General features: G+C 65.8%; 22 protein-coding genes. 11 read left to right on the top strand and 11 right to left on the bottom strand.

All coding sequences use genetic code 11. The features are described 5' to 3' along the window. Window positions 1-729: 729 nt before the first annotated feature. The gene (locus CG51_RS07440; RefSeq protein WP_035743589.1) at window positions 730-1,971 is read left to right on the top strand and encodes an aminopeptidase; all 1,242 of its coding nucleotides are present in this window, start codon (window positions 730-732) and stop codon (window positions 1,969-1,971) included. Between the two features lie 34 nt (window positions 1,972-2,005). On the opposite strand, the gene CG51_RS07435 is transcribed toward CG51_RS07440, so the two are convergent. The 7 genes from CG51_RS07435 to CG51_RS07405 all read right to left on the bottom strand — a co-directional run bounded on the left by CG51_RS07435 (window position 2,006) and on the right by CG51_RS07405 (window position 10,293). Next, window positions 2,006-3,523, bottom strand: a complete 1,518-nt coding sequence (locus tag CG51_RS07435; RefSeq protein WP_035743534.1) for a tripartite tricarboxylate transporter permease — start codon at window positions 3,521-3,523, stop codon at window positions 2,006-2,008. Further along, on the bottom strand, window positions 3,520-4,128 hold the full coding sequence (locus CG51_RS07430) for a tripartite tricarboxylate transporter TctB family protein (protein WP_084695084.1): 609 nt from the start codon (window positions 4,126-4,128) through the stop codon (window positions 3,520-3,522). Before CG51_RS07430 ends, CG51_RS07435 begins: the two co-directional genes overlap by 4 nt. Continuing rightward, the gene (locus CG51_RS07425; protein ID WP_035743532.1) at window positions 4,125-5,069 is read right to left on the bottom strand and encodes a Bug family tripartite tricarboxylate transporter substrate binding protein; all 945 of its coding nucleotides are present in this window, start codon (window positions 5,067-5,069) and stop codon (window positions 4,125-4,127) included. The genes CG51_RS07430 and CG51_RS07425 overlap by 4 nt, the downstream gene beginning before the upstream one ends. A 199-nt stretch (window positions 5,070-5,268) precedes the next feature. Next, a complete protein-coding gene (locus CG51_RS07420) occupies window positions 5,269-7,065 on the bottom strand; it encodes a glycoside hydrolase family 15 protein (RefSeq protein ID WP_035743530.1) in 1,797 nt (598 codons plus the stop codon). Between the two features lie 154 nt (window positions 7,066-7,219). Further along, window positions 7,220-8,212: a metallophosphoesterase family protein gene (locus tag CG51_RS07415; protein WP_051930207.1), complete on the bottom strand. Its 993-nt coding sequence runs from the start codon at window positions 8,210-8,212 to the stop codon at window positions 7,220-7,222. Continuing rightward, window positions 8,209-9,123, bottom strand: coding sequence for a diacylglycerol/lipid kinase family protein (locus CG51_RS07410; protein WP_233141303.1), 915 nt, complete (start codon window positions 9,121-9,123; stop codon window positions 8,209-8,211). Before CG51_RS07410 ends, CG51_RS07415 begins: the two co-directional genes overlap by 4 nt. 222 nt (window positions 9,124-9,345) lie before the next feature. Further along, window positions 9,346-10,293: a hypothetical protein gene (locus CG51_RS07405; protein WP_035743527.1), complete on the bottom strand. Its 948-nt coding sequence runs from the start codon at window positions 10,291-10,293 to the stop codon at window positions 9,346-9,348. Window positions 10,294-10,382: 89 nt separating this feature from the next. On the opposite strand from CG51_RS07405, the gene CG51_RS07400 reads away from it, so the two are divergent. Next, the gene (locus tag CG51_RS07400) at window positions 10,383-10,781 is read left to right on the top strand and encodes a hypothetical protein (RefSeq protein WP_035743525.1); all 399 of its coding nucleotides are present in this window, start codon (window positions 10,383-10,385) and stop codon (window positions 10,779-10,781) included. 12 nt (window positions 10,782-10,793) lie between these two features. Beyond that, the gene (locus tag CG51_RS07395) at window positions 10,794-12,467 is read left to right on the top strand and encodes a hypothetical protein (RefSeq protein ID WP_035743523.1); all 1,674 of its coding nucleotides are present in this window, start codon (window positions 10,794-10,796) and stop codon (window positions 12,465-12,467) included. A 4-nt stretch (window positions 12,468-12,471) separates the two neighbouring features. Here the strand turns inward: CG51_RS07395 and CG51_RS07390 are convergent, their stop codons facing one another. Continuing rightward, the gene (locus CG51_RS07390) at window positions 12,472-13,758 is read right to left on the bottom strand and encodes an aminotransferase class I/II-fold pyridoxal phosphate-dependent enzyme (protein ID WP_143412920.1); all 1,287 of its coding nucleotides are present in this window, start codon (window positions 13,756-13,758) and stop codon (window positions 12,472-12,474) included. Window positions 13,759-13,833: 75 nt separating this feature from the next. Further along, window positions 13,834-14,427, bottom strand: a complete 594-nt coding sequence (locus CG51_RS07385; RefSeq protein WP_158212553.1) for a M15 family metallopeptidase — start codon at window positions 14,425-14,427, stop codon at window positions 13,834-13,836. A gap of 215 nt (window positions 14,428-14,642) precedes the next feature. Here CG51_RS07385 and CG51_RS07380 point away from each other — a divergent pair, with 215 nt between their 5' ends. From CG51_RS07380 to CG51_RS07350, 7 genes are all read left to right on the top strand, one after another. After that, the gene (locus CG51_RS07380) at window positions 14,643-14,990 is read left to right on the top strand and encodes an MliC family protein (RefSeq protein WP_051930201.1); all 348 of its coding nucleotides are present in this window, start codon (window positions 14,643-14,645) and stop codon (window positions 14,988-14,990) included. 110 nt (window positions 14,991-15,100) lie between these two features. Then, entirely contained in the window at window positions 15,101-16,699 is a 1,599-nt protein-coding gene (locus tag CG51_RS07375; RefSeq protein ID WP_035743521.1) for an ABC transporter substrate-binding protein, read from the top strand. 6 nt (window positions 16,700-16,705) lie between these two features. Next, on the top strand, window positions 16,706-17,686 hold the full coding sequence (locus tag CG51_RS07370; protein ID WP_035743519.1) for an ABC transporter permease: 981 nt from the start codon (window positions 16,706-16,708) through the stop codon (window positions 17,684-17,686). After that, window positions 17,683-18,504: an ABC transporter permease gene (locus CG51_RS07365; protein WP_035743517.1), complete on the top strand. Its 822-nt coding sequence runs from the start codon at window positions 17,683-17,685 to the stop codon at window positions 18,502-18,504. The genes CG51_RS07370 and CG51_RS07365 overlap by 4 nt, the downstream gene beginning before the upstream one ends. A 2-nt stretch (window positions 18,505-18,506) precedes the next feature. Beyond that, window positions 18,507-19,271 carry an ATP-binding cassette domain-containing protein gene (locus CG51_RS07360; protein ID WP_233141306.1) on the top strand — a complete coding sequence of 255 codons (765 nt, stop codon included), beginning with the start codon at window positions 18,507-18,509 and terminating at the stop codon, window positions 19,269-19,271. After that, window positions 19,268-20,062, top strand: a complete 795-nt coding sequence (locus CG51_RS07355; protein WP_035743513.1) for an ABC transporter ATP-binding protein — start codon at window positions 19,268-19,270, stop codon at window positions 20,060-20,062. The genes CG51_RS07360 and CG51_RS07355 overlap by 4 nt, the downstream gene beginning before the upstream one ends. Window positions 20,063-20,119: 57 nt before the next feature. Continuing rightward, window positions 20,120-20,620, top strand: coding sequence for a hypothetical protein (locus tag CG51_RS07350; RefSeq protein WP_035743511.1), 501 nt, complete (start codon window positions 20,120-20,122; stop codon window positions 20,618-20,620). A gap of 3 nt (window positions 20,621-20,623) precedes the next feature. Here the strand turns inward: CG51_RS07350 and CG51_RS20710 are convergent, their stop codons facing one another. Beyond that, window positions 20,624-21,085, bottom strand: a complete 462-nt coding sequence (locus tag CG51_RS20710) for an NAD(P)H-dependent flavin oxidoreductase (RefSeq protein WP_233141299.1) — start codon at window positions 21,083-21,085, stop codon at window positions 20,624-20,626. A 473-nt stretch (window positions 21,086-21,558) separates the two neighbouring features. Then, window positions 21,559-22,194, bottom strand: coding sequence for a TetR/AcrR family transcriptional regulator (locus CG51_RS07340; protein WP_035743509.1), 636 nt, complete (start codon window positions 22,192-22,194; stop codon window positions 21,559-21,561). Window positions 22,195-22,501: 307 nt separating this feature from the next. On the opposite strand from CG51_RS07340, the gene CG51_RS07335 reads away from it, so the two are divergent. Further along, on the top strand, window positions 22,502-23,854 hold the full coding sequence (locus CG51_RS07335; RefSeq protein ID WP_198947690.1) for an LLM class flavin-dependent oxidoreductase: 1,353 nt from the start codon (window positions 22,502-22,504) through the stop codon (window positions 23,852-23,854). Window positions 23,855-23,894: the final 40 nt, after the last annotated feature.

The raw sequence follows: 23,894 nt of genomic DNA, 5'->3' as shown, positions 1-23,894 counted from the left end.
GCCGATACCGCAGCCGCCATCGGACGGCTCGGTGACCCTGCCTGAGGAGCATAACCAGAATGGGCGAGGGTCGTCACCCGCCTCGCGGATACACAATAGAGCCTCTTACAGGAGGACCGCAGGGAGGCAGTCATCGCCGGAAGACAGTCAGCGCGGGAAGGCGGAGCTCCTTCGCCCGCCATCACAGGAAGGACTGCCCAAAAGCCGCGCATATGCGACGCTCTGCCAGCATTTTTTCCAGATAGCGTTCGCGCGTGGCGACCCATCCGAATGGGTGGTAGATCAGCGCCCTATCCGGCAGGGCCGCAGAGCCGTCACACCCCGGCCCACATGCGGCATCGCGCGCCGCCCCGACGGCGCGCCACCTGCCGGTGATCCCGATATTCTTCGGGAAGCCCCACTGCGCGACACAGCGGCAGCACCAACGGAACTCGGGGCCAAAAGCGGGCAGCGGTGCGTGGTGACGAAATATCCGCCGTAGGCCGCTCGTACACCGTCTTTTTCGGGCGGCGCAGATTGCCTGTGCTCCATCCGCGCCGTCTAAGCTGCTCTACCGACAGAGACGGGCCAACGGAAGACGGGCCAACGGACCTTCCGGCTGGCCGAAGCCAGAGAGAGCGTTCGCGCAGACCGGTCCTTTGACGCGGCCCCTGCGCGGACTATGCTTTACGCGAAGCCAAGGAGCGCGTGATGAACAAGCCATCCCCCGTCGATCCCCCGAACGAACCAATGAGTGGGCCCGTGAGCGAGGAACGGCTCGACCGTCTCGCGGAAGTTGCCGTGAAGGTCGGTCTGAACCTCCAGCCCGGGCAGGACCTGGTGCTGACCGCGCCGGTCGCCGCCTTGCCTCTCGTCCGCCGGATCGCCGCGCGGGCCTATGCTGCCGGTGCGGGCGTGGTGACACCGATCCTGTCGGATGAAGGGGTGACGCTGTCCCGGTTCCAGCATGGCCGGGATGCCTCGTTCGACCGCGCGCCGGACTGGCTCTATCGCGGCATGGCGGCCGCCTATGACGGGAATGCCGCGCGGCTTGCCGTTTCGGGCGACAATCCCATGCTGCTGGCCGAACAGGACCCGGCCAGAGTGGCCCGCGCCAACAGGGCCAATTCCGCCGCCTACAAACCCGCGCTGGAGAAGATCTCCAATTTCGATATCAACTGGAACATCGTCTCCTATCCCAACCCATCCTGGGCGCGGCTCGTCTTTCCCGACCTGCCGGAAGAGGAGGCTGTGGCGCAGCTGGCAGACGCGATCTTCGCTGCCTCCCGTGTTGACGGGCCGGATCCGGTCGCTGCCTGGGCGGCACACAATGCCGCGCTGAAGACCCGCGCCGGCTGGCTGAACGGGCACCGTTTCGCGGCGCTCCACTTCACCGGGCCCGGCACCGACCTGACGGTGGGCCTCGCCGACGGGCATGAGTGGATGGGCGGCGCCTCACCGGCGAAGAACGGCGTCATCTGCAACCCCAATATCCCGACGGAGGAGGTGTTCACCACGCCGCACTCCCGGCGGGTGGAGGGATATGTCCGCTCCACCAAGCCGCTCGCCCATCAGGGCACGCTGATCGACAATATCGAAGTGCGGTTCGAGGGCGGCCGCATCACGGAGGCGCGCGCGACCAAGGGGGAGGCCGTACTGCTCAAAGTGCTGGATACGGACGAGGGCGCGCGGCGGCTGGGAGAGGTGGCGCTGGTGCCGCACTCCTCTCCCATCTCGCAGTCGGGATTACTGTTCTACAACACGCTTTTTGACGAGAACGCGGCCTGCCACATCGCCCTGGGCCAGTGCTACTCCAAGTGCTTCATCGACGGGGCGACGCTCACGCCGGAGCAGATCGCCGCGCAGGGCGGCAATTCCAGCCTCATCCACGTGGACTGGATGATCGGCTCCGGTGAGATAGACATCGACGGGATCGGCGCGGATGGCACACGGGTGCCCGTGTTCCGCAAGGGGGAATGGGCCACCCGCTGAGCCATGGCGGAAGGGGCGCGAACGCCCCTTCCCGTCAGTCCTCGTCTGCGGCGAGCTGGCCCAACACTTTGCCGCGCCCACGCAGACGCAGGATCATCGGCACGACAAAGGCAAGCGCCGCCACCGTCATCAGCCCCGCCGAGACCGGTGAGGAGACAAGCACCGTCCAGTCCCCCTGACTGATCGCCAGCGCCCGGCGCAGCTGCTGCTCCGCCAGCGGGCCGAGGATAAGCCCCACCACGATCGGCGCAATCGGATAGCCGAAAAGCCGCATCACAAAGCCCAGAAGGCCAAAAGCCAGCAGCATCGCCAGCTCGAACACCGAGGGGTTGGCCCCGATGGTGCCCAGCGTCGCAAAGAGCAGGATGCCCGCGTAAAGCCATGGCCGCGGGATAGTAAGCAGCTTCACCCACAGCCCGATCAGCGGCAGGTTCAGCACGAGCAGCATGGCATTCGCGATCAGCAGCGAGGCCACCAGCCCCCAGACCAGCGTGGGATTGGTGGCGAAGAGCAGCGGCCCGGGCTGCAGGCCGAACTGCTGGAACCCGGCCAGCATGATCGCTGCCGTCGCCGTCGTCGGCAGGCCGAGCGTGAGTAGCGGCACCAGCGTGCCTGCGGCGGAGGCATTGTTCGCGGCTTCCGGCCCGGCGACCCCCTCGATGGCGCCCTCTCCGAACTCCTCTGGATGCTTCGTCATCTTCTTTTCGACGGCATAGGACAGGAAAGTGCCGATCTCCGCGCCGCCTGCCGGCATGGCGCCGATGGGAAAGCCGATGGCTGTGCCACGGAGCCAGGGCTTCCACGACCGTTTCCAGTCCTGCCGGTTCATCCAGAGCGACCCCTTGACCGCGATCACCTCGTCCTTGCCCGACCACCGCTGCGAGGCGAGATAGAGCGCCTCCCCTATGGCGAACATCGCGACGGCCAGCGTCGTCACCTCCACCCCGTCGAGCAATTCGGGCATGCCGAACGAAAGCCGCGCCTGCCCCGAAAGCTGGTCGATCCCGATGACGGCCAGCCCCAGCCCCAGAAACAGCGACGTCAGCCCGCGCAGCGCCGATTCCCCGAAGGCGGAGGAAACGGTGACGAAGGCCAGCACCATCAGCGCGAAATACTCCCGCGGGCCGAACACCAGCGCGAGCTTCACGATGAGCGGCGCGATGAAGGCGAGCAGCAGCGTCGCGATCAGCCCCGCCACGAAAGAGCCGATGGCCGCCGTGGCGAGCGCGGGGCCACCCCGCCCCTTTCTCGCCATCCGGTTGCCCTCCAGCGCGGTGATGATGGAGGCACTCTCCCCCGGCGTGTTCAGCAGGATGGAGGTGGTCGAGCCGCCATACATGCCGCCGTAGTAGATGCCCGCGAACATGATGAGCGATCCGGCCGGGTCGAGCTTGTAGGTCACCGGCAGCAGGAGCGCCACGGTCAGCGCGGGGCCGATCCCCGGCAGCACGCCGACCGCCGTGCCCAGCGTCACCCCGATCAGCGCGTAGAGCAGGTTCATCGGCTGCATTGCGATGGCGAGGCCCTGCAGCAGGAATTCGAATGTCGTCACCGGATCGCCCTCAGAAAGAGGTTTTCAAGCACGCCTTCCGGCAGGTGCAGTTGCAGCAGCTGCGAAAACAGCAGCCAGACAGCGAAGGACAGGACGACCCCCACAATCACGGCAAAAATGAGGTTGCGATAGCCGAAGCCGCGCGCCGTCGCGCCGAACATCACTCCCGTGGCGATGGAGAAACCTGCGGGGATCAGCAGAAGGATCTGGGCGACCAGTCCACCCACCACCCACAGAAGTGGCGGGGCCTCCACCCGCTCCCGTTCGGGAAAATCGTGCCGGAAGGCCGCCACGACCGTCCAGATTGCCAGCAGGATCAGCACCCCGCCGACGATTTCCGGGACAGTCCCGGGCCCGACCTGCGAGTAACCACCGAGATCTGCGAGCTGCATCGCATCGACGATGATGACGGCGCCGAAGCAGAACAGCCCTGCCGCGATGGCGAGCGCACCGATATCGGCGCGCCGCGCGTCCCTCTCGCCGTGACCCGGCTCACCGTGGCCCAGTTCGCCATGCTTGCGTGCACCGGGTCTCAGGTCACCGGGCCTCAGGTCACCGTGGCGCGGTTCAGCGTGATGCCGCCCGTTCACCGGGCCGTCGCTCATTTCACCAGACCGATGTCTTTGAGCACGGCGTCCGTCGCTGCGATGTCTTCCTTCAACTGTGCGTCGAAGGCGTCACCCGCGAGATAGGTATCTGCCCAGCCCTTGTCGGAAAGCTGCTTCTGCCACTCCGCCGATTTCACCATCTTCTCGATATCGGCGGAGACGGCGGCCTTCTGCTCCGGCGTCAGGCCCGGCGCGGCAGCGACCATGCGCCAGTTCTCCAACACCACGTCCAGTCCCGACTCCTTCAGCGTGGGCGCGTCGAAGCCCGCCACCCGCTCATCGGAGGAAACCGCGAGAAGCCGTAGCGTGCCCGCCTTGATCTGCCCCTCGAACTCGCCCAGCGAAGAAACGCCCGCCGAAACCTGCGCACCAAGGATCGCAGCCAGCGCCTCGCCACCCCCGGAATAGGCGATGTAGTTGATCTTTGTCGGATCCACGCCCGCTGCCTTGGCGATGAGGCCGACCGCGATGTGATCCGTCCCGCCGGCGGAGCCACCCGCCCAGCTTACCGCGCCGGGCTTCTCCTTCAACGCGGCGATCAGGTCGCCGATCGACTGGAACGGAGAGGAGGCGGGAACGACCACGGCCTCATATTCCCCGGTCAGCCGGGCGATGGGCGTCACGTCGTCCAGCCCGACGGGCGACTTGTTGGTCAGGATCGCCCCGACCATCACGTAGCCGCCCACGATCAGCGCGGAGGGATCACCCTTCTTCTGGCTGACGAATTGCGCAAGTCCGATGGTACCGCCCGCCCCCGGCACGTTCTGGACCTGAACGCTGCGCGAGATGCCCGCCTCCTGAAGCACGGTCTGCATGGTGCGGGCCGTCTGGTCCCAACCTCCGCCGGGATTGGCAGGGGCGATGATCGTGTAATCCGCAGCCATCGCGGGTAGCGAAAGCGCGCCAGCAATCAGCGACGCCAGTGCGAAGTGTTTCATGGATGGTCCTCCTCCAACAGCGCTTCCCTTGAAAAGCGCCTCCTTCCCCGGGGAATGTCCTTCCCCGGCCCTCCCCTTGGCCGGGGCCGCCTGCGCGGTCGGGGTCAGGATAGGAAGAGGTTTGCCCGATGACAACTGTGTGATCGCCGGGTGGTGAAGGCGTGGGGCGCAGTGCGGCCTTCACGCATGCTCCGCTTCTTCAGAGCACCTCGTCCCAGCTCCTCGACAGCCGGGCCGCCGCGTTGATCAGCCCGACCATCGAATAGGTCTGCGGGAAATTGCCCCAGAGCTCCCCGCTCTCCACATGCACCCCTTCGGACAGCAGCCCCATCGGATTGCGGTGTGACAGGATGTCGAGGAAGATCTCCCGCGCCTCCTCCCGCCGGCCCACGCGGATCAGCGCATCAATGAGCCAGAAGGTGCAGGCGGTGAAGGCGGTTTCCGGCTCTCCGAAATCATCCGGCGCGCGGTAACGGTAAAGGTGGTTGCCGAAGCGGAGCCACTTCTCGCAGGCCGCGAGGGTGGAAAGGAAGCGTGGGTCGGCTGCCTCCAGAATGCCGATTTCCGGCATGAGCAGCAGGCTCGCGTCCAGATCGCCGCCTCCGAAGGTCGCGACAAAGCTCTGCAGTTCCGCATTCCATGCCCGGCTCAGCACACCTTCCCGGATGCGGTCGGCCACCTCCCGCCAGTAGCGGGCACGCTCCGTCAAGCCGATCCGCGCCGCGATCCGCGCCAGCCGGTCGCAGGCCGCCCAGCACATCATGGAGGAATGGGTATGCACGCCGTTCCGCGTGCGGAATTCCCAGATCCCGGCGTCGGGCTGGTCCCAGCGGCTCTCCGCCTGTGCACCCAGAACCTCCAACTGGCGGAACAGCGCCTCGCCCCCCATCACGGGCAGGCGTTCGTCAAAGAAGCACTGGATGATCGACAGGATGACGGAGCCGTAGCCGTCGTTCTGGATCTGGGTATAGGCGGCATTGCCCCGCCGCACCGGGCCGTGTCCGCGATAGCCGGGAAGCGACGGCACGATGTGCTCGTCGATTTCCCGTTCCAGCCCCAGGCCGAACAGCGGCTGAAGATATCCTCCCTCCGACCCCATCGCGATGTTGGAGACGTAGGAGAGATAGTCCTCCATCGTACGCGTGGCCGACAGGCTGTTCAGCGCCTTGACGGTGAAATAGGAATCCCTCAGCCAGCAGAAGCGGTAATCCCAGTTCCGCCCGCTGTCGCCGTATTCCGGGATGGAGGTCGTCAGCGCGGCGACGATCGCCCCCGTCTCCTCCGTCGAGCAGAGTTTCAGCGTGATGGCGGAGCGGATGACCACATCCTGGTAATCGGGCGGGATCGACAGGCTGCGTACCCATTCGAGCCAGTACTGCTCCGTCTCCCTCAGGAAGGAGCGCGCGATGGAGCGGGGCGAATCCGTCAGCCGCTCGTCCGGGCCGAGGAGGAAGGCATAGGGCCTGTCCACGATAAAGGGCGTCTCATGCGCGATGTATTCCACCGGCGCATCGGTGGTCAGCCGCAGCACCTGCTCTCCCAGAAGGAAGCGGAGGTGGTTCGTGCCCCGTGTCGTCTCCGGCCGGGCATTGCCATAGTCATGACGGGGACGGATCAGCATCTGCATCCGGGGCGACCCCTGAACCGGCTCCACCAGCCGCACGACCGTCTGGCCGCGGAACATCCGGCCATGTGCCCGGAAGCGGGGACAGAAATCGGTGATGCGGAGGCGGTTGCCCTCGCCGTCGACCAGTTCCGTCTCGATGATCGCGGTGTTGCGGCGATAGCGCTGGGTGGAGCCTGCCTGATCCACCAGCCGGATCGACCAGTCCCCCCCCTCTGCCTTCTCCCGGTCCAGAAGGCGGCAGAACACGGGATCTCCGTCAAGGCGCGGGGCGCACATCCAGACGAGGGAAGCCTCTCTGTCGATGAGCGCGGCGGAGGAGCAGTTTCCGATGACACCGAGGTCGAGCGAAGGGGAGGCGGGTCGCGACATGCACTGTCCTTTCTGTCTTGGTCCGGCCGTCGGCGGGCGGGGGAAGTGGCTCCTGAGGGAAGCGGTTGCTCTCTGCCTAACCCATCCGCAGCGGGCGCGGCAGGCGCAAATTGTCAAACCGGCGTGTCCGGTAGCGCAAGGAACAGAACGATGACTAGCGGCCCCGGGCCGTTTGGATGCTGGCGGGCGGCATGTCCATCGGATCCCGCATACCCTGCTGGCCCTGTTCCGGCCCGGCTTGCCCGGCCGGTGAGTCAAACTCCCCCGCAGGCCGGACAGGGACATGTTCCGCCTCGCCCGACAGGGTGGGTGGTATGTCCGCGCGGACAGGTTTGGCGGCAGGTTCGGCAGAAGTGTCGGTGTCCGCCGCGATCCAGCCTTCCTCGCCCTTCCGGAAGACATGAGGCGGCGTGGAGGCGAAGCGGCCCGCCTCATCCACGGCGATGGCCGCGATCTCCACCTGGTCGTGACTGATGTCGATCAGGTTGAAGCTGTTCTTCTCTCCCCGGAGACGGGTGGACAGGACCGTCCCCGCCTGCACGAACAGCACATGCGGATAGTGGGTGAACGGGGCGATGTGGGTGCTGTGGATATGCCCCGACAGCACGATCTCCGCCCCCGCTCCGGCAAAGCCTTCGACGGCTTTCGACGCCCCCCGCATCACCGGCTTCCGCGCACCCGGCAGCTGCTCGAGCGGGTGGTGCAACACGACGATACGCGCCGCGTCTCCTGCCTCGGCAAAGGCCTTTTTCGCGCGGCCCAGCGCGTGTTTCGGCATTCTTCCCTGCTGCCAGGCGAAGCGGTTCACCGTGTTGACCCCCACGACCACCATGTCGTCGCTGCGGAACTCCGGCTCCAGCTCCCGGCTGATGAAACGGCGGTAGCGCTTCCACGGCATCAGGAACCGCGCAAAGGGATTGTCGAGCGGCGTGTCGTGATTGCCGGGAACCGACAGCACCGGCCCGGACAGCCGGTTCAGGAACGCACGCGCTTCCTCGAACTGCCAGACACGGGCACGCTGGGTGAAATCGCCGGAAATGACAATGAGATCCGGCTTGAGATCGTTCACCACCTCCACGAGCGGGGCAAACAGCGCGGGGTCGGTCCGTCCGAAATGCAGATCGGAAAGGTGGACGATGCGACTCATGCGGACACCTCGTCTTCGGGGCGGGGCATGACGACGCTGATCGCGTCCTTCAGGATTTTGAAGCGAAGTGGCGCGCGCATCCGTGCCTTCTCGCCATCGAAGGCGACGAGAGGGGTCTTTTGCCGCAGTTCCACTTCTATCTCCGCCGCATCGATGAGCGTCACGTCACGCCCGACTTCAAGCCGCCTGCTCACCAGCCGCCATGCAAGACGGAACAGGCCGGTCCGACCCTCGGCCTTGGCCACGAACATGGCGAACCGATCTCCGTTGATCGCTTCCGCCCCCTCAAGACCGTAGTGCTCGATCTGATAGGCGGAGCGAGCCACGAACAGCAGCGGCGTGCGAAAGTCCCGCCGTTCTCCATCCGCGACGATGGACAGGCTCATGGGTCGCTGAAAGCCAAGAAAGGTCTTGATGACAGACCAGTGGGCCAGCAACCGGTATCGCCCCCAGCGTTCATACACGTCCTCGCGCTGCTTCAGAATCGAGGGGTAGATGCCAAGGCTCGCATTGTTCAGGAATACCTGTCCGTTCACGGTCCCGAGTGACATCTTCTCCGCCCGGCCTGCGAGTATCGCCTCCGCCGCTTCCTGCGGCTCCTGCGGCAGACCCAGCCCGCGCGCGAAGAAGTTGAACGTGCCGAGCGGCAATACACCCATCGCGGCCTTGCGGTCCCTCATCTCGGAGGCGACAGCCATGATCGTGCCGTCTCCGCCGGCGGCCACGATCAGATCGCGCCCCTCGGCTTCCAGCTCATCAATGAGATCGGCCATTCGGTCGGTTTCCGGCTCCCAGTAAACCAGCCGCGCGTTGGGGCCGAAGACCTTCATCGCGTGTTCAACCGCTTCCTTCTCGCGCGAATTTCGTCCCGATCCCGCATTCGCCACCACGCCGAGGGCCTTCGCCTGCATTCCGTTCCCGTCCTCTTTAGCCATGAACCAACGCAGAGCAGGCGAGCCGGTTGCATCGCTGGTGGCACAACTCTGACAGGCCGCGAGCGAGCCTTTGCAGATCCATGCCGGAGGGGAAATCGTTTGCAATCTGGCGGAATTCAGCCTTTTCGGATCACTCCAAAGCTGATTTCCCGGTTTCCAGACCCGGGACATGACGCTCCCGAACTTTTCAGCGGCCTGCTAGCCCAGAACCACCCGCGCGACAGGGACAGGCAGCGGGGAAACGGTCATGTCGAAAAGCCGTACTCTCCGGCCTGCGAGGCGCGCCACCGTTTCTATAAGGGGGGCCGAGTCCGCGACAGGCTGCGGCGGTGCCCGCCCCTCTCCGCCACGCGCCGTCAGCGCGTCGAGCCAGCCGGGCGTCGGTACCGCTCCCCGGTAGAGCCGGGCTGCATCGCCGCCGGGCCCCATGGGAACAGGTGCGCCACGCCGCTCCATCTCCACCATATTGCGCCAGAGAAACATCGCCTCCTCCACCGCGCGCATAGCCGTCTGACGGGGCTCCTGTCCAGCGGCGGAGCCGACGGTCGGGCGACCTCCGTTCCGGTCCGCCGTCAGCGCGATCGCCACAACATGCTGGGGCCCGGCGGCCATCCAGAGCGACAGCCGGCGAAGCTGCCCGTCGAGATACCCGCGATAGGGCATGAGCTCGGGCAGCTGCACGCTATGGAATGTGGCACCGTCGCCTTCGGCCAGCCGATCAAGGGCGAGGTGCTCCAGCGTCTCGAGACAGGCGCGATCACCGGCGTCCCGCAGCTTCTCGCCCGCCGCAGTACCACGGGAGGTGACGCCCTCGCCCCCTGGAGCGCCAAGCGTCAGCCGTGTCACCGACTCATCCTCCGGTGGCCCCCCGGCTGTGGCCAGCGGCCCAAGACGGGCAGGCCTCGTGGCGGAATACTGCAGCGCGTATCGCTCCGCCCCTTCCATTAACGCCCGGAACGCTGCCTCTGCGCGGGACACCCCCGCCCCGGAAGCCACCCGTGCCGCCAAACCCTCCGGCGGAGCGCAGCCTACAGGCAACGCCACTGCAACGACTGCCATGTGAAACGGCCAGCCGGACGGCAGAGCGGGAAAATGCGGCGCGGAAAGCAGATCGTCGGAACAAGCGCGAAGGAGAAGCTTTTCCATCATCCTTCCGATTGCAAACCGCCGCTCTTCGCTGGATTATCACTATGCTGTGATTCAATCCATATGCGTTACTCCGGGGAGGGTATGGCATGGCGCGTCTCAAACTGAGAACCGGTGAAAGCTATAGATCGGTCGGTACGGCTTTGCTTGAGATGGCAGAGGCCGTTCGTCGCGACACGCCGGAGCAGCGGTTTTCGCCCGATGGCGGAATGGAGCTGTCCGAAAGGTTCAAATCTCTCTTCGACGAACGTTTCGTCGATGGCCCGCCCACCCTGCGTGCGACCGGGGACGAAGGCCCGGTCGAAGATGGCGTCCGCCTCGTGCTGCATTTTGATCGGACGGTGTCGGAAGGCGGCAAGACGATGCGGATCGTCAATGTCGCCGTTCCCGACCTCACCGGCAAGGGCCGGATCGACCGGGACACCGGCTTGTCCGGCATAGCGGAGGAGGCGATCGGCTTCATCACCATCTGCGGCTGCGCAGGGTAGAGCGCCGCCCGGATGACGCCCCTGACGCACATTCCCCGCCGCGCCCGCAGTATCCCTGTCGGGATGGCAGCCGTCAGCGTCTTTGGCGCCTTCCGGCTCACCGCACCCGACGGACAGGACGCAACCCCGCCTGGGAAACGGGCCAAGGCGCTTCTGGCGATGCTGGCGCTTGCCCCCGGCGGGCGCCGGACCCGTGGCTGGTTGCAGGATCGTCTGTGGAGCGACCGCGACCCCCCAAAGGGGCGTGCTAGTCTGCGGCAGGAACTGAGCGCGCTCCGTCATCACCTCTCCCGGCATGGACTTGAGATCATCTCAACCCCCGGCGACGATGTCGTCCTTCATCTGGAGGCGTTGCGGGTGGATGCCTTCATCTCTGTTCCCGCGGCTCATCTCGACCTGCTCGAAGGGATGGATCTTCCAGACCCGGAGTTCGAGACATGGTTGAGCGAGGAGCGGGCACACTGGTACGGCAAGCTCGACGGACCTGCCGTGCTGACCGCCCCACCGCAGGCAGTGCCACAAGGGCCGGAGCCGCCGCAACTGGCCGCACGGACGCTGTTTCCGCATCTTGCCATCGAACCGTTCGCCGTGATTGGCGCGGATGTCCAACTCGCCTATCTCGCCAGCGGCCTCCGGGAGGAGCTGTCCACCGTCATCGGGGCCGTGGTGGGAACCTACCGGATCATAGACCCAAGTCTTGCCGGGGATGACGTGGACTACCTCCTGCAGGGCAGCTTGCGCATGGAGGGGGAGCGCATCCGCCTTAGTGCGCGCATCGTGGACGCGCGGGGCGGGGCCATTGTCTGGAATGACCGCTTCGACCTTCGCGCTCTGGGCTTCGGCGCGCAGGAGCGCCTGTCGCGCCGCATCGTGGAGGCGATTCAGACGGCCCTGTCGGATGGTCGCTGGGCGGAATACTGGGCCGGGTCCGAAACGGATATCCGCGCATGGGAGCTTTTTCAGAAAGGCCGGGTGCAGGAAAATGCCGTCAGCCGCACGGCACTGGCGCGTGCGATGGAGTTCTACCGTCAGGCCATCGCGATCGACCCTTCGTTTCTCCAGGCGCGGGTGTCGCTGGGCTTTTGTCTGCTCGACGGCCTGCGCCTTGGCTGGCATGACAATCCGCGCGACGCCGAAGAGGGTGTCGCCCGCATCGTGGCCGAGATCTTCGTTCTCTCGCCAAGCCATCTGCATGGGCGCGCGCTTCACGCCTTCTGGCTCTGCTCGCAGGGGCATTTCGAGGACGCGCTTGCCCGAATGACCGCCGTCGTCGCCGAAGCGCCGGAAAGCCCGGAAATGCTGTCCTATCTTGCCGCGATCTTTGGCTATTGCGGCGATCTCGCGCATTCCATCGATCTCTACCGCCATGCTCTCACGCTCACACCGCATCCGCCGGTCTGGATCCGCACCAACCTGATCCTCGACTGCCTGATGCTCGGAAGGAACGGCGTCGGCCCGCAGATCGACGAGATTCTGGAAGGCGATCCCGGCAATATCCGCGCCCATATCTGCAAGGTCGTGCACCTCATCCGGGCCGACAGGATGGCCGAGGCCCACCAGGTGGCGGAACGGATACGCAGCCTTCAACCTGGGTTCACCGCCGAGAACTGGCGGTCGCGTGTCTTTTTTCGCGACCCTTCCCATCATGACGTCATCGCCGCCGACCTGGTCCGCGCCGGGCTGTGAAAGCTCAGGCGGCAAACCGGCGCGCCCGTTCGGTAAGCGCCAGAAAGGTATCCACATCCTCCGCGCTGTGATCGGCCATCGGATGAAGCATCCAGCGCGCGCCGCCCTGCGGGACGATCGGGTACTCCAGAAGGTTGACCACCGCGCCATGATACAGCACTTCTGCGGTCATCCGCCGTGCAGCGGCGGCGGCACCGAGAAGGACAGGAACAGCGCTCCCCGGATTGCCCAGCACATGGTAGCCCTGTTTGGCAAGGCCCTGCCGGAAAGCGCGGCAGTTCCGCAACAGACAGCGACGCTTCCAGTCGCCCTCCGTCCCGTCGATCAGGTCCAATGCAGCGAGAATCGCCGCCGCCTGAAGCGGTGAAATCGCACAACTGTTCCAGTGGACAAGGCTGCCCTGCACGATCGCGGTGCGGAGCGCGGGATGGTTGCAGGCCACGAAGCCGCCGTTCGAGGCGAAGGCCCGCGCAAAGGTTCCGCTGACCAGATCGACCTCTCCCAGCATCCCCTGCAGCGCCAGCACCCCGCGCCCGCCCGGACCGGTGGAGCCAAGATCGAGCGCGGTATCGACGAGCAGCGTCGCCTCATGCAGGCGGCACATGTCCCGCAGCGTAGCGAGATCCGGGGACTGGCAATCGGCGTAGGACATCGCCTCCATCATCACCAGAATGCCGGCATCCGGTTCCTGCGCACGGATCTTCTCAAGATGGTCGAGGACAGAGGCCGGGGAGAGGTGATGCGCGAGATGCACCTTGCGGGTCGCGGTCTCCGCGAGATCGCGGAGACCGGGGGCCACAAGGCTGTCGAGGATGATATGGTCTCCCGGCTGCACCAGCGTGCGCAACAATGCATGAAGGGCATCCGCCCCCGTGGGGAACACCAGTGCGTCCCGCATGGACAGGAAGGTGGCCATCCTCTGCTCCAGCGTGACGACAAGCGATGTCACGCCCATCATCGCAGCGGAGCCTGCCGAATGAATGCCGAACCGCGCCGCGGCGTCCTGCGTTGCCGCCAGTACTTTAGGATGGGTGGAGATGTTCAGCGGATCGAGCGAGGCGAGATTGACACCCGAAAGCACGCGCCCCCGCCGGTCTTGCGCCAGCGCCCGCGCACCGATGCGCACCATGTTGACCTTGCATGCCGGATCGAACCCGTCGCGGAGCCGTGTGTCCAGCCAGTCGCACAGCGGCTGCCACCGATCCAGCAGATTGCGGTTGGTCCCATCGTGAAAATCGCTGGCAATGCCTGTCAGACTGTCGGGCAGGAAGGGCGACATGATCTCACTCACCTAATGGTCTGGCCCGGAAGGGCGCGAGAGCGGGCAGGCAATGCATTCTACACCTTTTCCTGGCAGCACGACACTTCAACCGGTGAACCGCGCGCGCGTCTCGATGAAGCGATCAGCCCGATAGCGGGCGGCATCGGCGGGAACCGTCGCGTCCAGTCCGGCGGCGGGCGCAAGCTCCCCCCGCGCGGCCCATAAGCGGACGAGCTGCTCGGATGCTTCGAAATGCATCGCCTCCTCCATCTGGAAGGCGGCACCCCAATAGAACATATGCCGGGCAAAGATGGGGGCGATCTCCAGCAAGCCGCGCTGAACGCAGTCATCGCCCCGCGTATCTGCAATGCCGTCTATCTTCAGGTCGATGGCGACCCCCCAGCTATGGTTGGACACTCCCCTGTCGCCCCGCGCCATCCGGCAGCAGAGCATGGCGGAGGTGGAGAGCCGGCGATGCAGGTCGGCGTTGTGGAAAGCCACCTCCTCCATCACGCGGGTAAGCGCCTTGAGCGCCGGACGCAGACCGGTGGCCCGGAACGGTCCGAAGTCTGCCGTGGCGATCAGCGACAGGAAAGCCGGGTCGTCGGGCTCCTGTCCATGCTCGGAAAAGGATCGGCGCGGTGTGCCGATGAGAGCGAAATTGAGATCATTGCCGGCTGGTCGCAAACGACCGTTCACAGCAAAGCGATTCCCACCCGCAACACACGAAAAATGCACTGGTTCTGAAAAATATCCCATCGTCAAACCGCACCGACCCCATCGCCATCAGCGACAGGAACACTTCTGACGCACAGGCGTAAAACCAACGTCAAAGATACGGCAATGCTCGGCCCACTGGCCGGGATAGCAACTCATGCTACCTGCCACGAACAACAATCAATATGGAGAGCACCATGCGGAAAATCCTCTGTGCGGCGGCGCTGTCGTTGGTCCTGCCAGCCCATGCGATGGCGGCAAGCGGCACGACAATCACCCTCCCCGGCGTCAGCGGCACGCAGACGAAGCAGCAGTACAGCTGCGCGAACGGCACGAAGCGTGTGGTCCAGTATGTCAATGCGGGGCCGAACTCGCTCGCCATCATGACGATAGACGGCGAGCCTTACATTCTGGTGGCTGTCGTTTCCGGTTCCGGCGCACGCTACACCGGGAACCGTTACCAGTGGTTCACCAAGGGCGACGACGCGGTGTTCAGCGATACTCTGGACGAAAGCAAACCCTCCGTCTCCTGCACGGCCGAGTGAAACGGCGTTCTCCGAAAGGGGTGGAAAACGCATGCCACCTTGCCTGACTGACGCTTGAGAACGCGCGGGAGGGGAGTATTGTCGAGCCAGTCCAGTCCCGGAGGCCGAGAATGCCCTTCCTGCCCACCCGCCGCTTCGTGCTTCAGGGCATCGCCCTGCTTCTGGCCTCCACGGCCCTGCCGCGCCTGTCCTGGGCGGCGGCGGGCGGTCGCCTGACGGTCGCGGCGGATTCGGAGCCGAAGAACCTCAATCCGGCCATCGTCGCATCGAACGGCGTTTTCTTCGTGGCCAGCAAGGTTGTCGAGGCGCTGGCGGAGGCGGATTATTCCGCCCCCGATGGCCTTCGCCCACTTCTGGCGACCGGCTGGGAAGGGTCGGACGACGGGTTGACCGTCACCTTCCGGCTCAGGGAAGGGGTGAAATGGCATGACGGCGCGCCCTTCACTTCTGCCGATGTGGCCTTCTCCGCCATGCAGATCTGGAAGCCGCTCCAGAACCTCGGACGGTCTGTCTTCGCCAATCTCGCCGCCGTGGACACGCCGGACGCCCATACGGCCGTTTTCCGGTTCTCGGCACCCACGCCGCTACAGCTTGTCCGCAATGCCCTGCCTGTCGTTTCGAGCGTCGTGCCCAAGCATATCTATGAAGACGGGCCGATCGCCGACAACCCAGCAAATGTGCGGCCCGTTGGAACCGGTCCTTTCGTCTTTGCCGATTACCGTCCGGGGCAATACTATCTGCTGAAGAAGAACCCGGAGTACTGGGACAGGGGCAAGCCTTTCCTGGACGAGATCGTGTTCCAGGTGTTGCCCGATCGCGCCTCCGCCGCCGCGGCGCTGGAGGCGGGCGACATCCAGCTCGCCGCCTTTTCCGCCGTGCCGCTCGCCGATCTTGCACGGATCGGCAAGGTGCCCGGGCTTCAGGTCGTCACCCGCGGCTACGAGGCACTGACCTATCAGCTTGTCGTGGAGATCAATCATCGCCGCAAGGAGCTGGCCGATGTGAAAGTCAGGCAGGCCATCGCTCATGCGATCGACAAAACCTTCGTGGTGAACACGATCTTTCTCGGCTATGCCACCGTCGCTACCGGCCCCGTGCCGCAGAATGCGACGGAGTTCTATACAGCAGACGTTCCGATTTATGACTTCGACCCGGCGCGGGCAGAAGCGCTGCTGGACGAAGCGGGCTACCCCAAGGGCGCCAATGGCATCCGGTTCAGCCTGAACCTGCTGCCCGCCCCCTATTTCAACGAAACCCGGCAGTTCGGAGACTATCTGCGGCAGGCTCTGGCTGTCGTGGGAATCGACGCGCGAGTGGTAAACAATGATTCCGCCGCGCACCAGAAGGCGGTCTATACCGACCATGCCTTCGACCTCGCCATCGCGCCGCCGGTGTTCCGCGGGGATCCGGCGATCTCCACCACCATCCTCGTGCGGTCGGGCGTGCCGGACGGCGTGCCCTTCTCCAACCAGGGCGGCTATGCGAACCCCTCGCTCGACGCTCTGATCGACAAAGCCGCGGTTACGCTGGACACGGCGGAGCGGATCGCGCTCTACAAGGATTTTCAGCGCGATGTCGCGGCTGACCTGCCGCTCATCAACGTGGCGGAATGGAGCTTCACCAGCGTTGCGAGCGACCGGCTGGAGAATATCGCCAACAATCCCCGCTGGGCCGTTTCCGGCTGGGCGGACGCTTCACTCACGCCCTGACAGCGGATGGCCCGCCTCCTCCGCCTCCTGCGTCGTCGGGTGCTGACCGCGATTCCCGTCCTGCTGATCGTGGTACTGGGCACCTTCCTGATGCTGGAGGCCGCCCCCGGCGACGCGGTGGACGCCTATCTGGCGGGCATCGGGGGCGGGGATGCAGCACTCGGGGCGGAGTTGCGTGCGCGCTACGGGCTGGACATTTCGGGGGCAAGGCGGCTGGGCACCTATCTCGCGGCGCTTGCGCACGGGGATATGGGGCGTTCCGTGGCTTTCGACCGGCCCATCGCCGCGCTGATCGGAGAGCGGCTCCCGACCACGCTTCTTCTGATGGGGAGCGCGACGGCGCTAGCCTTCACACTTGGCTCCCTGCTGGGCATCGTCGCGGGGGCGCGTCCGGGTTCGCTGGCGGACAGGCTGCTGTCCACCGGCTCGCTCGCGCTTTATGCCGTTCCGGGGTTCTGGCTGGGGCTGGTGCTGGTCACGGTGTTCGCCGTCAACCTGCGCTGGCTGCCGGTTTCAGGGCTGGAGACGATCGCCTCGGGGCGGACGGGGCTGTCCAGGGCCGTCGATATCGCCGAGCATCTGGTGCTGCCGGTCACGGCGCTCGGCGTCATCTATCTGGCCCTTTTCCTGCGGCTCATGCGCGCCGGAATGGCGGAGGTCTGGCGGCAGGATTTCGTCACCGCCCTCCGCGCCCGCGGCCTGCCGAGGCGGAGCATCGTCGTGGGCCATGTCGCCCGGAACGCTCTCCTGCCCCTCGTCACCATGCTGGGCTATCAGGCGGGGGCGATGCTCGGCGGCTCGGTGGTGATCGAGAGCGTCTTTGCCATTCCGGGCTTCGGGCGTCTGGCACAGGAGGCCGTCGCCGGCCGCGACGCACCCCTTCTGGCGGGTGTCATCCTCACCTCGGCAGTCGCGGTGCTGCTGGCCAACCTGCTGGTGGACATGGCCTATGCCTGGCTCGACCCCCGCATCGGGAGCGATGCATGAGGCGGCTTCTCGCGGTGCCGGGCGGGCGGTCCGGGATTGTCCTGCTCGCGGCGGTTCTGACCCTCGCCCTGCTGGCGCCGCTCCTTTATCCCGGTGATCCGCTGGCCATTGCCGGGCCGCCGCTCCTGCCGCCCTTCACCGATGCGGGCCACCTCCTTGGCACCGACAGGCTGGGCCGGGACGTCGCGGCGGGCCTTGCGCATGGAGCGCGGACGTCGCTGCTGGTCGGCGTGACTGCCGCGGCGGTGGCGGTCACGCTGGGCGCGCTGGTGGGCACGCTTGCCGGTTTCGCGGGCGGCATCGGAGACGAGGTGTTGATGCGCCTTGTCGATGCCTTTCAGATCGTGCCGGGGTTCCTGCTGGCCTTGGCCTTCGTCTCCGTCGCGGGGCCTTCGGTTGCGGTCGTGGTTCTGGCCATCGCGCTTGGCGCATGGACGGCTCCTGCACGGGTGGCGCGGGCGGAAGTGCTTTCCATCCGTTCCCGCGATTTCGTCTCGGCCGCGCGGGTTCTGGGGATGCATCCGGTAGAGATCGCCCTGAGGGAGGTGCTTCCGCTCGCCCTGCCACCGGTTCTTGCCTTGTCCTCGGTCATTACCGCGGGCGCGATCCTGACCGAGGCGGCGCTGTCCTTCCTTGGCCTTGGCGATCCGAATGTGGTGACATGGGGCGGCATGATCGCGGAAGGACGGACCGTGCTGCGCACCGCTCCCTGGCTTTCCATCCTGCCGGGGATCGCGCTGATGCTGACCGTCGTCGGGGTCTATCTGTTTTCGGAGGCGCTGGTGGAGACGCTTTCCCGCCGGGATCGGCAGACTTGAGCGTGCTCGCCTCGCTCCGGGGGCTGAGCGTCGCCTATGGCGGGACGCCGGTGCTGCACGGGGTGGATCTCGATCTGCGGGCGGGGGAGCGTCTGGCGCTGATCGGGGAAAGTGGATCGGGCAAATCCACGCTGGCACTGGCGCTCGCAGGGCTGCTGCCCGTTTCCGCGCGAATGACGGGGCAGATCGACTGGGCGTCAGGTCCGGTCCGGCCGGGGCGAGATTACGGATTTGTCTTTCAACAGCCGGCGGCAAGTTTCGATCCTGTCCTCTCCATCGGAAACCAGATGACGGAAGTGCTCCGCCACCACCTGAAACTGGCGCCGGAAGCCGTGTGTGGGCGGGCGGCGGAACTGTTGGCCCGCGTGGGCATACCGGAGCCCTCCGCCGCGCTCCGCCGGTTTCCCCATCAGTTCTCCGGCGGGCAGCTGCAGCGGATCGCGATCGCCACTGCCATAGCGGCGGAGCCGAATGTGCTCATCGCGGACGAGGCGACGAGCGCGCTGGACACCATGGTTCAGGCACGTATCGTGGCGCTGCTCCGCACGCTGACCGCACCGGACTCGGGGATGACGCTGCTTTTCATCACTCATGACATCGCCCTCGCCTCCGGTCTTGCCGACCGGATCGCCGTGATGGAGGCGGGCCGCATCATACAGGTGGGATCGGCGGTGGAGGTGCTGGCCGCGCCGCTGCCTTATACTGCGCGCCTGCTGGCCGCGCATCTGGATCTTGACAGCCCCCGGCTGGTGTCGAGGTATCCATGACATCGCGCGCGCCCTCCACTCCCCCGCCGCTGCTTGCGGCGGAGGGACTGTCGCTCACCTATCCGGGCCGCAGCGACCCTGCGCTCAAGGACGTTTCGCTGACCCTTGCCGCGGGGGAGACGCTGGGCCTTGTGGGTCCCTCCGGCTGCGGCAAGACCACGCTCGGACGGGTGCTCCTCCGGCTGGTCAGGCCAGATACGGGCCGGGTTGCGCTGCTGGGGGAGGACTGGCTTGCGCTGAGCGGAAACGCGCTCCGCCGGCGGCGCGGGCAGATGCAGCTCGTCTTTCAGGACCCGCTCGCCGCCTTCAGCCCCCGAGCCACGGCCGGCTCCGCCATCGCCGATGCACTGCGGCTTCAGACCACGCTTCCCGTGGGTGAGCGTCCCGCCCGCATTGCTCGGCTTCTGGCGCGGACGGGGCTTTCGCCCGATCTGGCGACCCGGCCCATCCACGCACTCTCCGGGGGCCAGCGGCAGCGCGTGGCCATCGCCCGCGCCATCGCGACGGAGCCGCGTCTCATCGTGCTGGACGAAGCGGTCTCGGCGCTCGACATCTCCATCCGGGGGAGAATCCTTCGGCTTCTGGTCGATCTTCAGCAGGAAACGGGGGTTTCCTACCTTTTCATCTCGCATGACATCGCGGTGGTGCGTGCGATCTCCCACCGGCTCGCCGTGATGGACCAAGGCCAGATCGTGGAGACCGGAGAGACGGAGGAAGTGCTGGCAACACCCGGTTCTGCCACGCTCCGCGCACTGATCGCGGCGGTCACCCGCCTGCACGCTTGCGGTTGACGCGCCCCGATCCTGCCGCACATTGCCTATGAGAGCCCTTCGGATCAGGATGACATAATGCCTGCGAATGAGGACAAACCCGCTGAGACGACTCGTCTGGGAGACGAGAGCTTCATGACGGCGGAAGATCTCCAAGCCTACATGGATCGCCGCCGCGCTAACATGGACGCCGATGACAGCGCCGCCAAAACGGAGGCCAACAAGGCCCGGGATGAGCTGATCGCCCAGCTTTCGGAGCCTTTGAAGCTCGATCACCAGATGGTCCATGACCTTGTGGACAATCTCAAGATGCGTCTGACCACCGCCGCCGAGCGGGGGGAGACGGAAGTGCTCATGCTCCGCTTCCCGAATGCGCTCTGCACCGATCATGGCCGTGCTATCAACAACGAGGAGCCGGACTGGCCCGATACGTTGACCGGGCGACCCCGGCAGTTCTACGAAATCTGGCGCGATCACCTCAAAGCCGCAGACTATCAGCTCAAGGCGATGGTCATCGACTGGCCCGACGGGATGCCTGGAGATATCGGCATGTATCTGAGCTGGAAACGGCTGGAGTAGCCGTTACCGCCCTACAAAGGGATCGCGCGCCAGTCGCGTCATTGCCTCCGAATATTGCAAGGCCAGCCGGTCGCAGAGTTCCGCTGCGGCCGGAATGACGTCGAGCGAACTCACGCCGTGACCGGCAGGCCACACGTCCCGCCAGACCTTCGCCTCGTTGTCCATGTCAAGCTCGCCGCGGCTTTGCAGGTTCGCCGGATCCATGCCTGCGGCAACGACGCTCTGCGCAAGAAAATTCGCCCCCACCCCGGAAATCGCCGGTGTGTAGAGGATATCGGCCGCACGCGCGGCCACGGTCATCTCCTTCTGCGCAAGGCTCACCATCGCCTCGCGCGTGGTAAGGAAACGGGTGCCGAGATAGGCGAGGTCCGCCCCCATCGCCCGCGCCGCGGCGATATGCGCGCTGGTGGACATGGCCCCCGAAAGCGCGATGGCCCCGTCGAAGAGGGGGCGGATCTCCGACACCAGGGCAAGGGGCTGATCTGGCCCGCATGTCCCCGGCCCCTGCCGCCGCGGGGATGATCCCGTCCACCCCCGCCTCCACGGCCTTTTCCGCATGGCGGCGGCTGATGACATCATGGAACACCAACCCGCCATAGGGACGCACCGCATCCCCCACATCCGCGACCGCGCCCAGCGAGGTGAAACCAGCGGCACGCGATGCCGGACCACCTCTTCCAGAACGGCGCGCAGACTGGGATTGGAGCGGTGGACGACGAGGTTCACCCCATAGGGGCAGCGGCATCGAAGGCTCGCAGAAGAGTCTTTATATCTCCTCGAGTCAGGCGACGAAGCCTTCGGTGCTGCGCTGGTTCAACGCCGGAAAGGTGCCCACCAAGCCCGAACGACACATCTCCACCGCCAGATCAGGGCCGGAGGTCAGGAACTCGGTGCGGCGACGGCGGGCAGGCGCAGGGCCTCGAACGCTTTCGGCAGCGTCATTGTGCGACGTCCTTCCCGGGCATGACGCCCCGCATGAGACCATCCACCGTGCGCGTCGCGACCTCCTCCGCGGTCATCGGCCCCGCGGGGTCGAACCAGGTGCCGAGACTGTTCAGCGCCCCGGCGAAGGCAAAGGTGACAAGGCGCGGATCGGGCGCGATGAGGCTTCCCTCCGCCGCTCCCTCCGCCACCACGGTGCGGATGAGCAGGTCGATCTCCCGCTTCAGGGAGCGGAAGGCGGCACGGCTTTCCGGGGAGAGCAGGTGGTCCTGCGTCCGCGCCACGCAGATGCCGAAATCGTCCAGCATGATCCGCGCATAGGCCATCAGCATGGCGCGGAGCCGCTTCGGGGCGGGATCCCCCATCACCGCGGCATCCCGTGCGGAAGCCGCGATGGCGTTCAGCCCGCGCCGGGTACATTCAAAGAGAATCTCGTCCTTGTTGGCGAAGTAGCGATAGATCGTCGGCTTGGTCACGCCCAGCGCCTCCGCCACATCGTCGAGCGAGGTCGCATGGTAACCACGTTCGTTGAAGAACCGCGCGGCGGTTCGGAGCACGGCATCCTGCTTGCGGCTTCGCTCTCCCGAGCGCTGGCGGAAATGGCTCCAGGGGGAGAGGGCTGGTTTCGACATGGGACCGCGCGTTTACTTATCGGTAACACGATAGAGCCACGCCGCTCCGCTCCGGTCAAGCACCCCGAGACTTCCGTATGGTTAGGTCGTCCCTATGGAACGCACTCGATTTTCATAATTTACAGCCGTCACCTCTGGCAGAGAAAGTAACCCGAGGCCCGCACGGACAGAGCAAGGGCCGGGCGCGGCCCGCCGGGTGCCGCATGTCCGGTTCGCTCTGCTCGATGGCCAACCGCTCCCGCCATCCGGCACGCCACGCCGGCTGGCCCACATTCCGCGATCCGGTATCGCCGCGAAAGGAATCGATATGACACAAAAACCCATGGTCTTGGGCGGGCTTTTCGAAGCGAACGGCTACCATTCCTCCGCCTGGCTGGTGCCGGGAGCGACAGATGGGGCTGCCACCGATGTCGATTACTTCAAGGACATCGTGCGGAAGGCCGAGGACGGGAAGCTCGATTTCTTCTTCCTGGCTGATACGCCCGCCGCGCGGACGGAGAAGCTCGATGCGTGGACGCGCGGGCCGCTCTACATGAACATGCTGGAGCCGATCACCCTGCTGACGGCACTGGCGGGGTGCACCTCGCATATCGGGCTGGGCGCGACGGCGTCCACCAGCTTTTACGAGCCCTACAACGTGGCGCGGCTCTTCGCCTCGCTCGACCATATCAGCCACGGGCGCGCAGCGTGGAACGTCGTGACCTCCGCGAACGATTTCGCGGCGCGCAACTTCGGGCTGGACAAGCTACCACCGCATGATCGCCGCTATGAGAAGGCGCAGGAATTCTTCAAGATCGTCACCTCCCTCTGGGACACATGGGAGGACGACGCCTTTGTCTATGACCGCGACGGCGTACGGATGTTCGATCCGGCGAAGTTCCATGTCACGGATCACGAGGGGCCCTTCTTCAAGGTGCACGGCGGCCTCAACATGGCGCGGCCACCGCAGGGACACCCGGTGATCTTCCAGGCGGGCGCTTCGGAAGCGGGCAAGGAGCTCGCCGCCGAAACGGCCGAAGTGGTGTTCGGCACGGGAGCCAACAAGGCGCAGGCCATCCGCTTCTACGAAGACCTGAAGGGCCGCATGGCGAAATTCGGCCGCGACCGGGACGAGCTGAAGGTACTCTCCGGCGTCTCCATCGTCGTGGGAGAGGACGAGGAGGACGCCCGCCGCAAGTGGGACTACTGGCAAAGCCTCGTCCACACGGACATCAGTCTGATGTACATGAAGACCGATCTGGAAACCGACCTGTCGGACCTGCCGCTGGACGAGCCGGTCCCGGAACATCGCATCCCGGAGAAATCGAACTTCCATCAGGTCTATTTCGACGAGATCGTCGGCCTCATCCGCCAGGGCCTGACGCTCCGGGAAGTGATGCGCAAATACAACCGTTCCAAGGCGATCTTCTTCGGCACCGGTGCACAGGTGGCCGACAAGATGGAGGACTGGGTCACCTCGGGCGCCTCAGATGGCTTCATGATCGCCTTCCCGGTGCTGCCGGAGAGCCTGACCGACTTCACGACGAAGGTGGTGCCCGAACTTCAGCGCCGCGGGCTGTTCCGCACCGAATACACCGGCACCACGCTGCGCGAGAATCTGGGGCTGAAACGCCCGCCGAACCGCCATGCGACGGCGAGCGCCAGCCTCGCCGCGGAATAAGCCCTCCCCCCTCAGGCGGGCCAGCAGACGCCCGCCACAT

This window comes from Haematobacter missouriensis, from assembly GCF_000740775.1.
Lineage (GTDB): Bacteria > Pseudomonadota > Alphaproteobacteria > Rhodobacterales > Rhodobacteraceae > Haematobacter > Haematobacter missouriensis.
The sequence above is the reverse complement of the archived record's forward strand: the minus strand, read 5'-3'. Positions and strand labels throughout refer to the sequence as shown.

Bases quoted from the DNA above. Each gene is read 5' to 3' on its own strand.
- CG51_RS07400 (WP_035743525.1), top strand. From the start codon at position 10,383: ATGGCGCGTCTCAAACTGAGAACCGGTGAAAGCTATAGATCGGTCGGT.
- CG51_RS07430 (WP_084695084.1), bottom strand. From the start codon at position 4,128: ATGAGCGACGGCCCGGTGAACGGGCGGCATCACGCTGAACCGCGCCAC.
- CG51_RS07375 (WP_035743521.1), top strand. From the start codon at position 15,101: ATGCCCTTCCTGCCCACCCGCCGCTTCGTGCTTCAGGGCATCGCCCTG.
- CG51_RS07365 (WP_035743517.1), top strand. From the start codon at position 17,683: ATGAGGCGGCTTCTCGCGGTGCCGGGCGGGCGGTCCGGGATTGTCCTG.
- CG51_RS07355 (WP_035743513.1), top strand. From the start codon at position 19,268: ATGACATCGCGCGCGCCCTCCACTCCCCCGCCGCTGCTTGCGGCGGAG.
- CG51_RS07415 (WP_051930207.1), bottom strand. From the start codon at position 8,212: ATGAGTCGCATCGTCCACCTTTCCGATCTGCATTTCGGACGGACCGAC.
- CG51_RS07350 (WP_035743511.1), top strand. From the start codon at position 20,120: ATGCCTGCGAATGAGGACAAACCCGCTGAGACGACTCGTCTGGGAGAC.
- CG51_RS07420 (WP_035743530.1), bottom strand. From the start codon at position 7,065: ATGTCGCGACCCGCCTCCCCTTCGCTCGACCTCGGTGTCATCGGAAAC.
- CG51_RS07370 (WP_035743519.1), top strand. From the start codon at position 16,706: ATGGCCCGCCTCCTCCGCCTCCTGCGTCGTCGGGTGCTGACCGCGATT.
- CG51_RS07425 (WP_035743532.1), bottom strand. From the start codon at position 5,069: ATGAAACACTTCGCACTGGCGTCGCTGATTGCTGGCGCGCTTTCGCTA.
- CG51_RS07395 (WP_035743523.1), top strand. From the start codon at position 10,794: ATGACGCCCCTGACGCACATTCCCCGCCGCGCCCGCAGTATCCCTGTC.
- CG51_RS07340 (WP_035743509.1), bottom strand. From the start codon at position 22,194: ATGTCGAAACCAGCCCTCTCCCCCTGGAGCCATTTCCGCCAGCGCTCG.
- CG51_RS07410 (WP_233141303.1), bottom strand. From the start codon at position 9,123: ATGCAGGCGAAGGCCCTCGGCGTGGTGGCGAATGCGGGATCGGGACGA.
- CG51_RS07380 (WP_051930201.1), top strand. From the start codon at position 14,643: ATGCGGAAAATCCTCTGTGCGGCGGCGCTGTCGTTGGTCCTGCCAGCC.
- CG51_RS07440 (WP_035743589.1), top strand. From the start codon at position 730: ATGAGTGGGCCCGTGAGCGAGGAACGGCTCGACCGTCTCGCGGAAGTT.
- CG51_RS07335 (WP_198947690.1), top strand. From the start codon at position 22,502: ATGACACAAAAACCCATGGTCTTGGGCGGGCTTTTCGAAGCGAACGGC.
- CG51_RS07405 (WP_035743527.1), bottom strand. From the start codon at position 10,293: ATGGAAAAGCTTCTCCTTCGCGCTTGTTCCGACGATCTGCTTTCCGCG.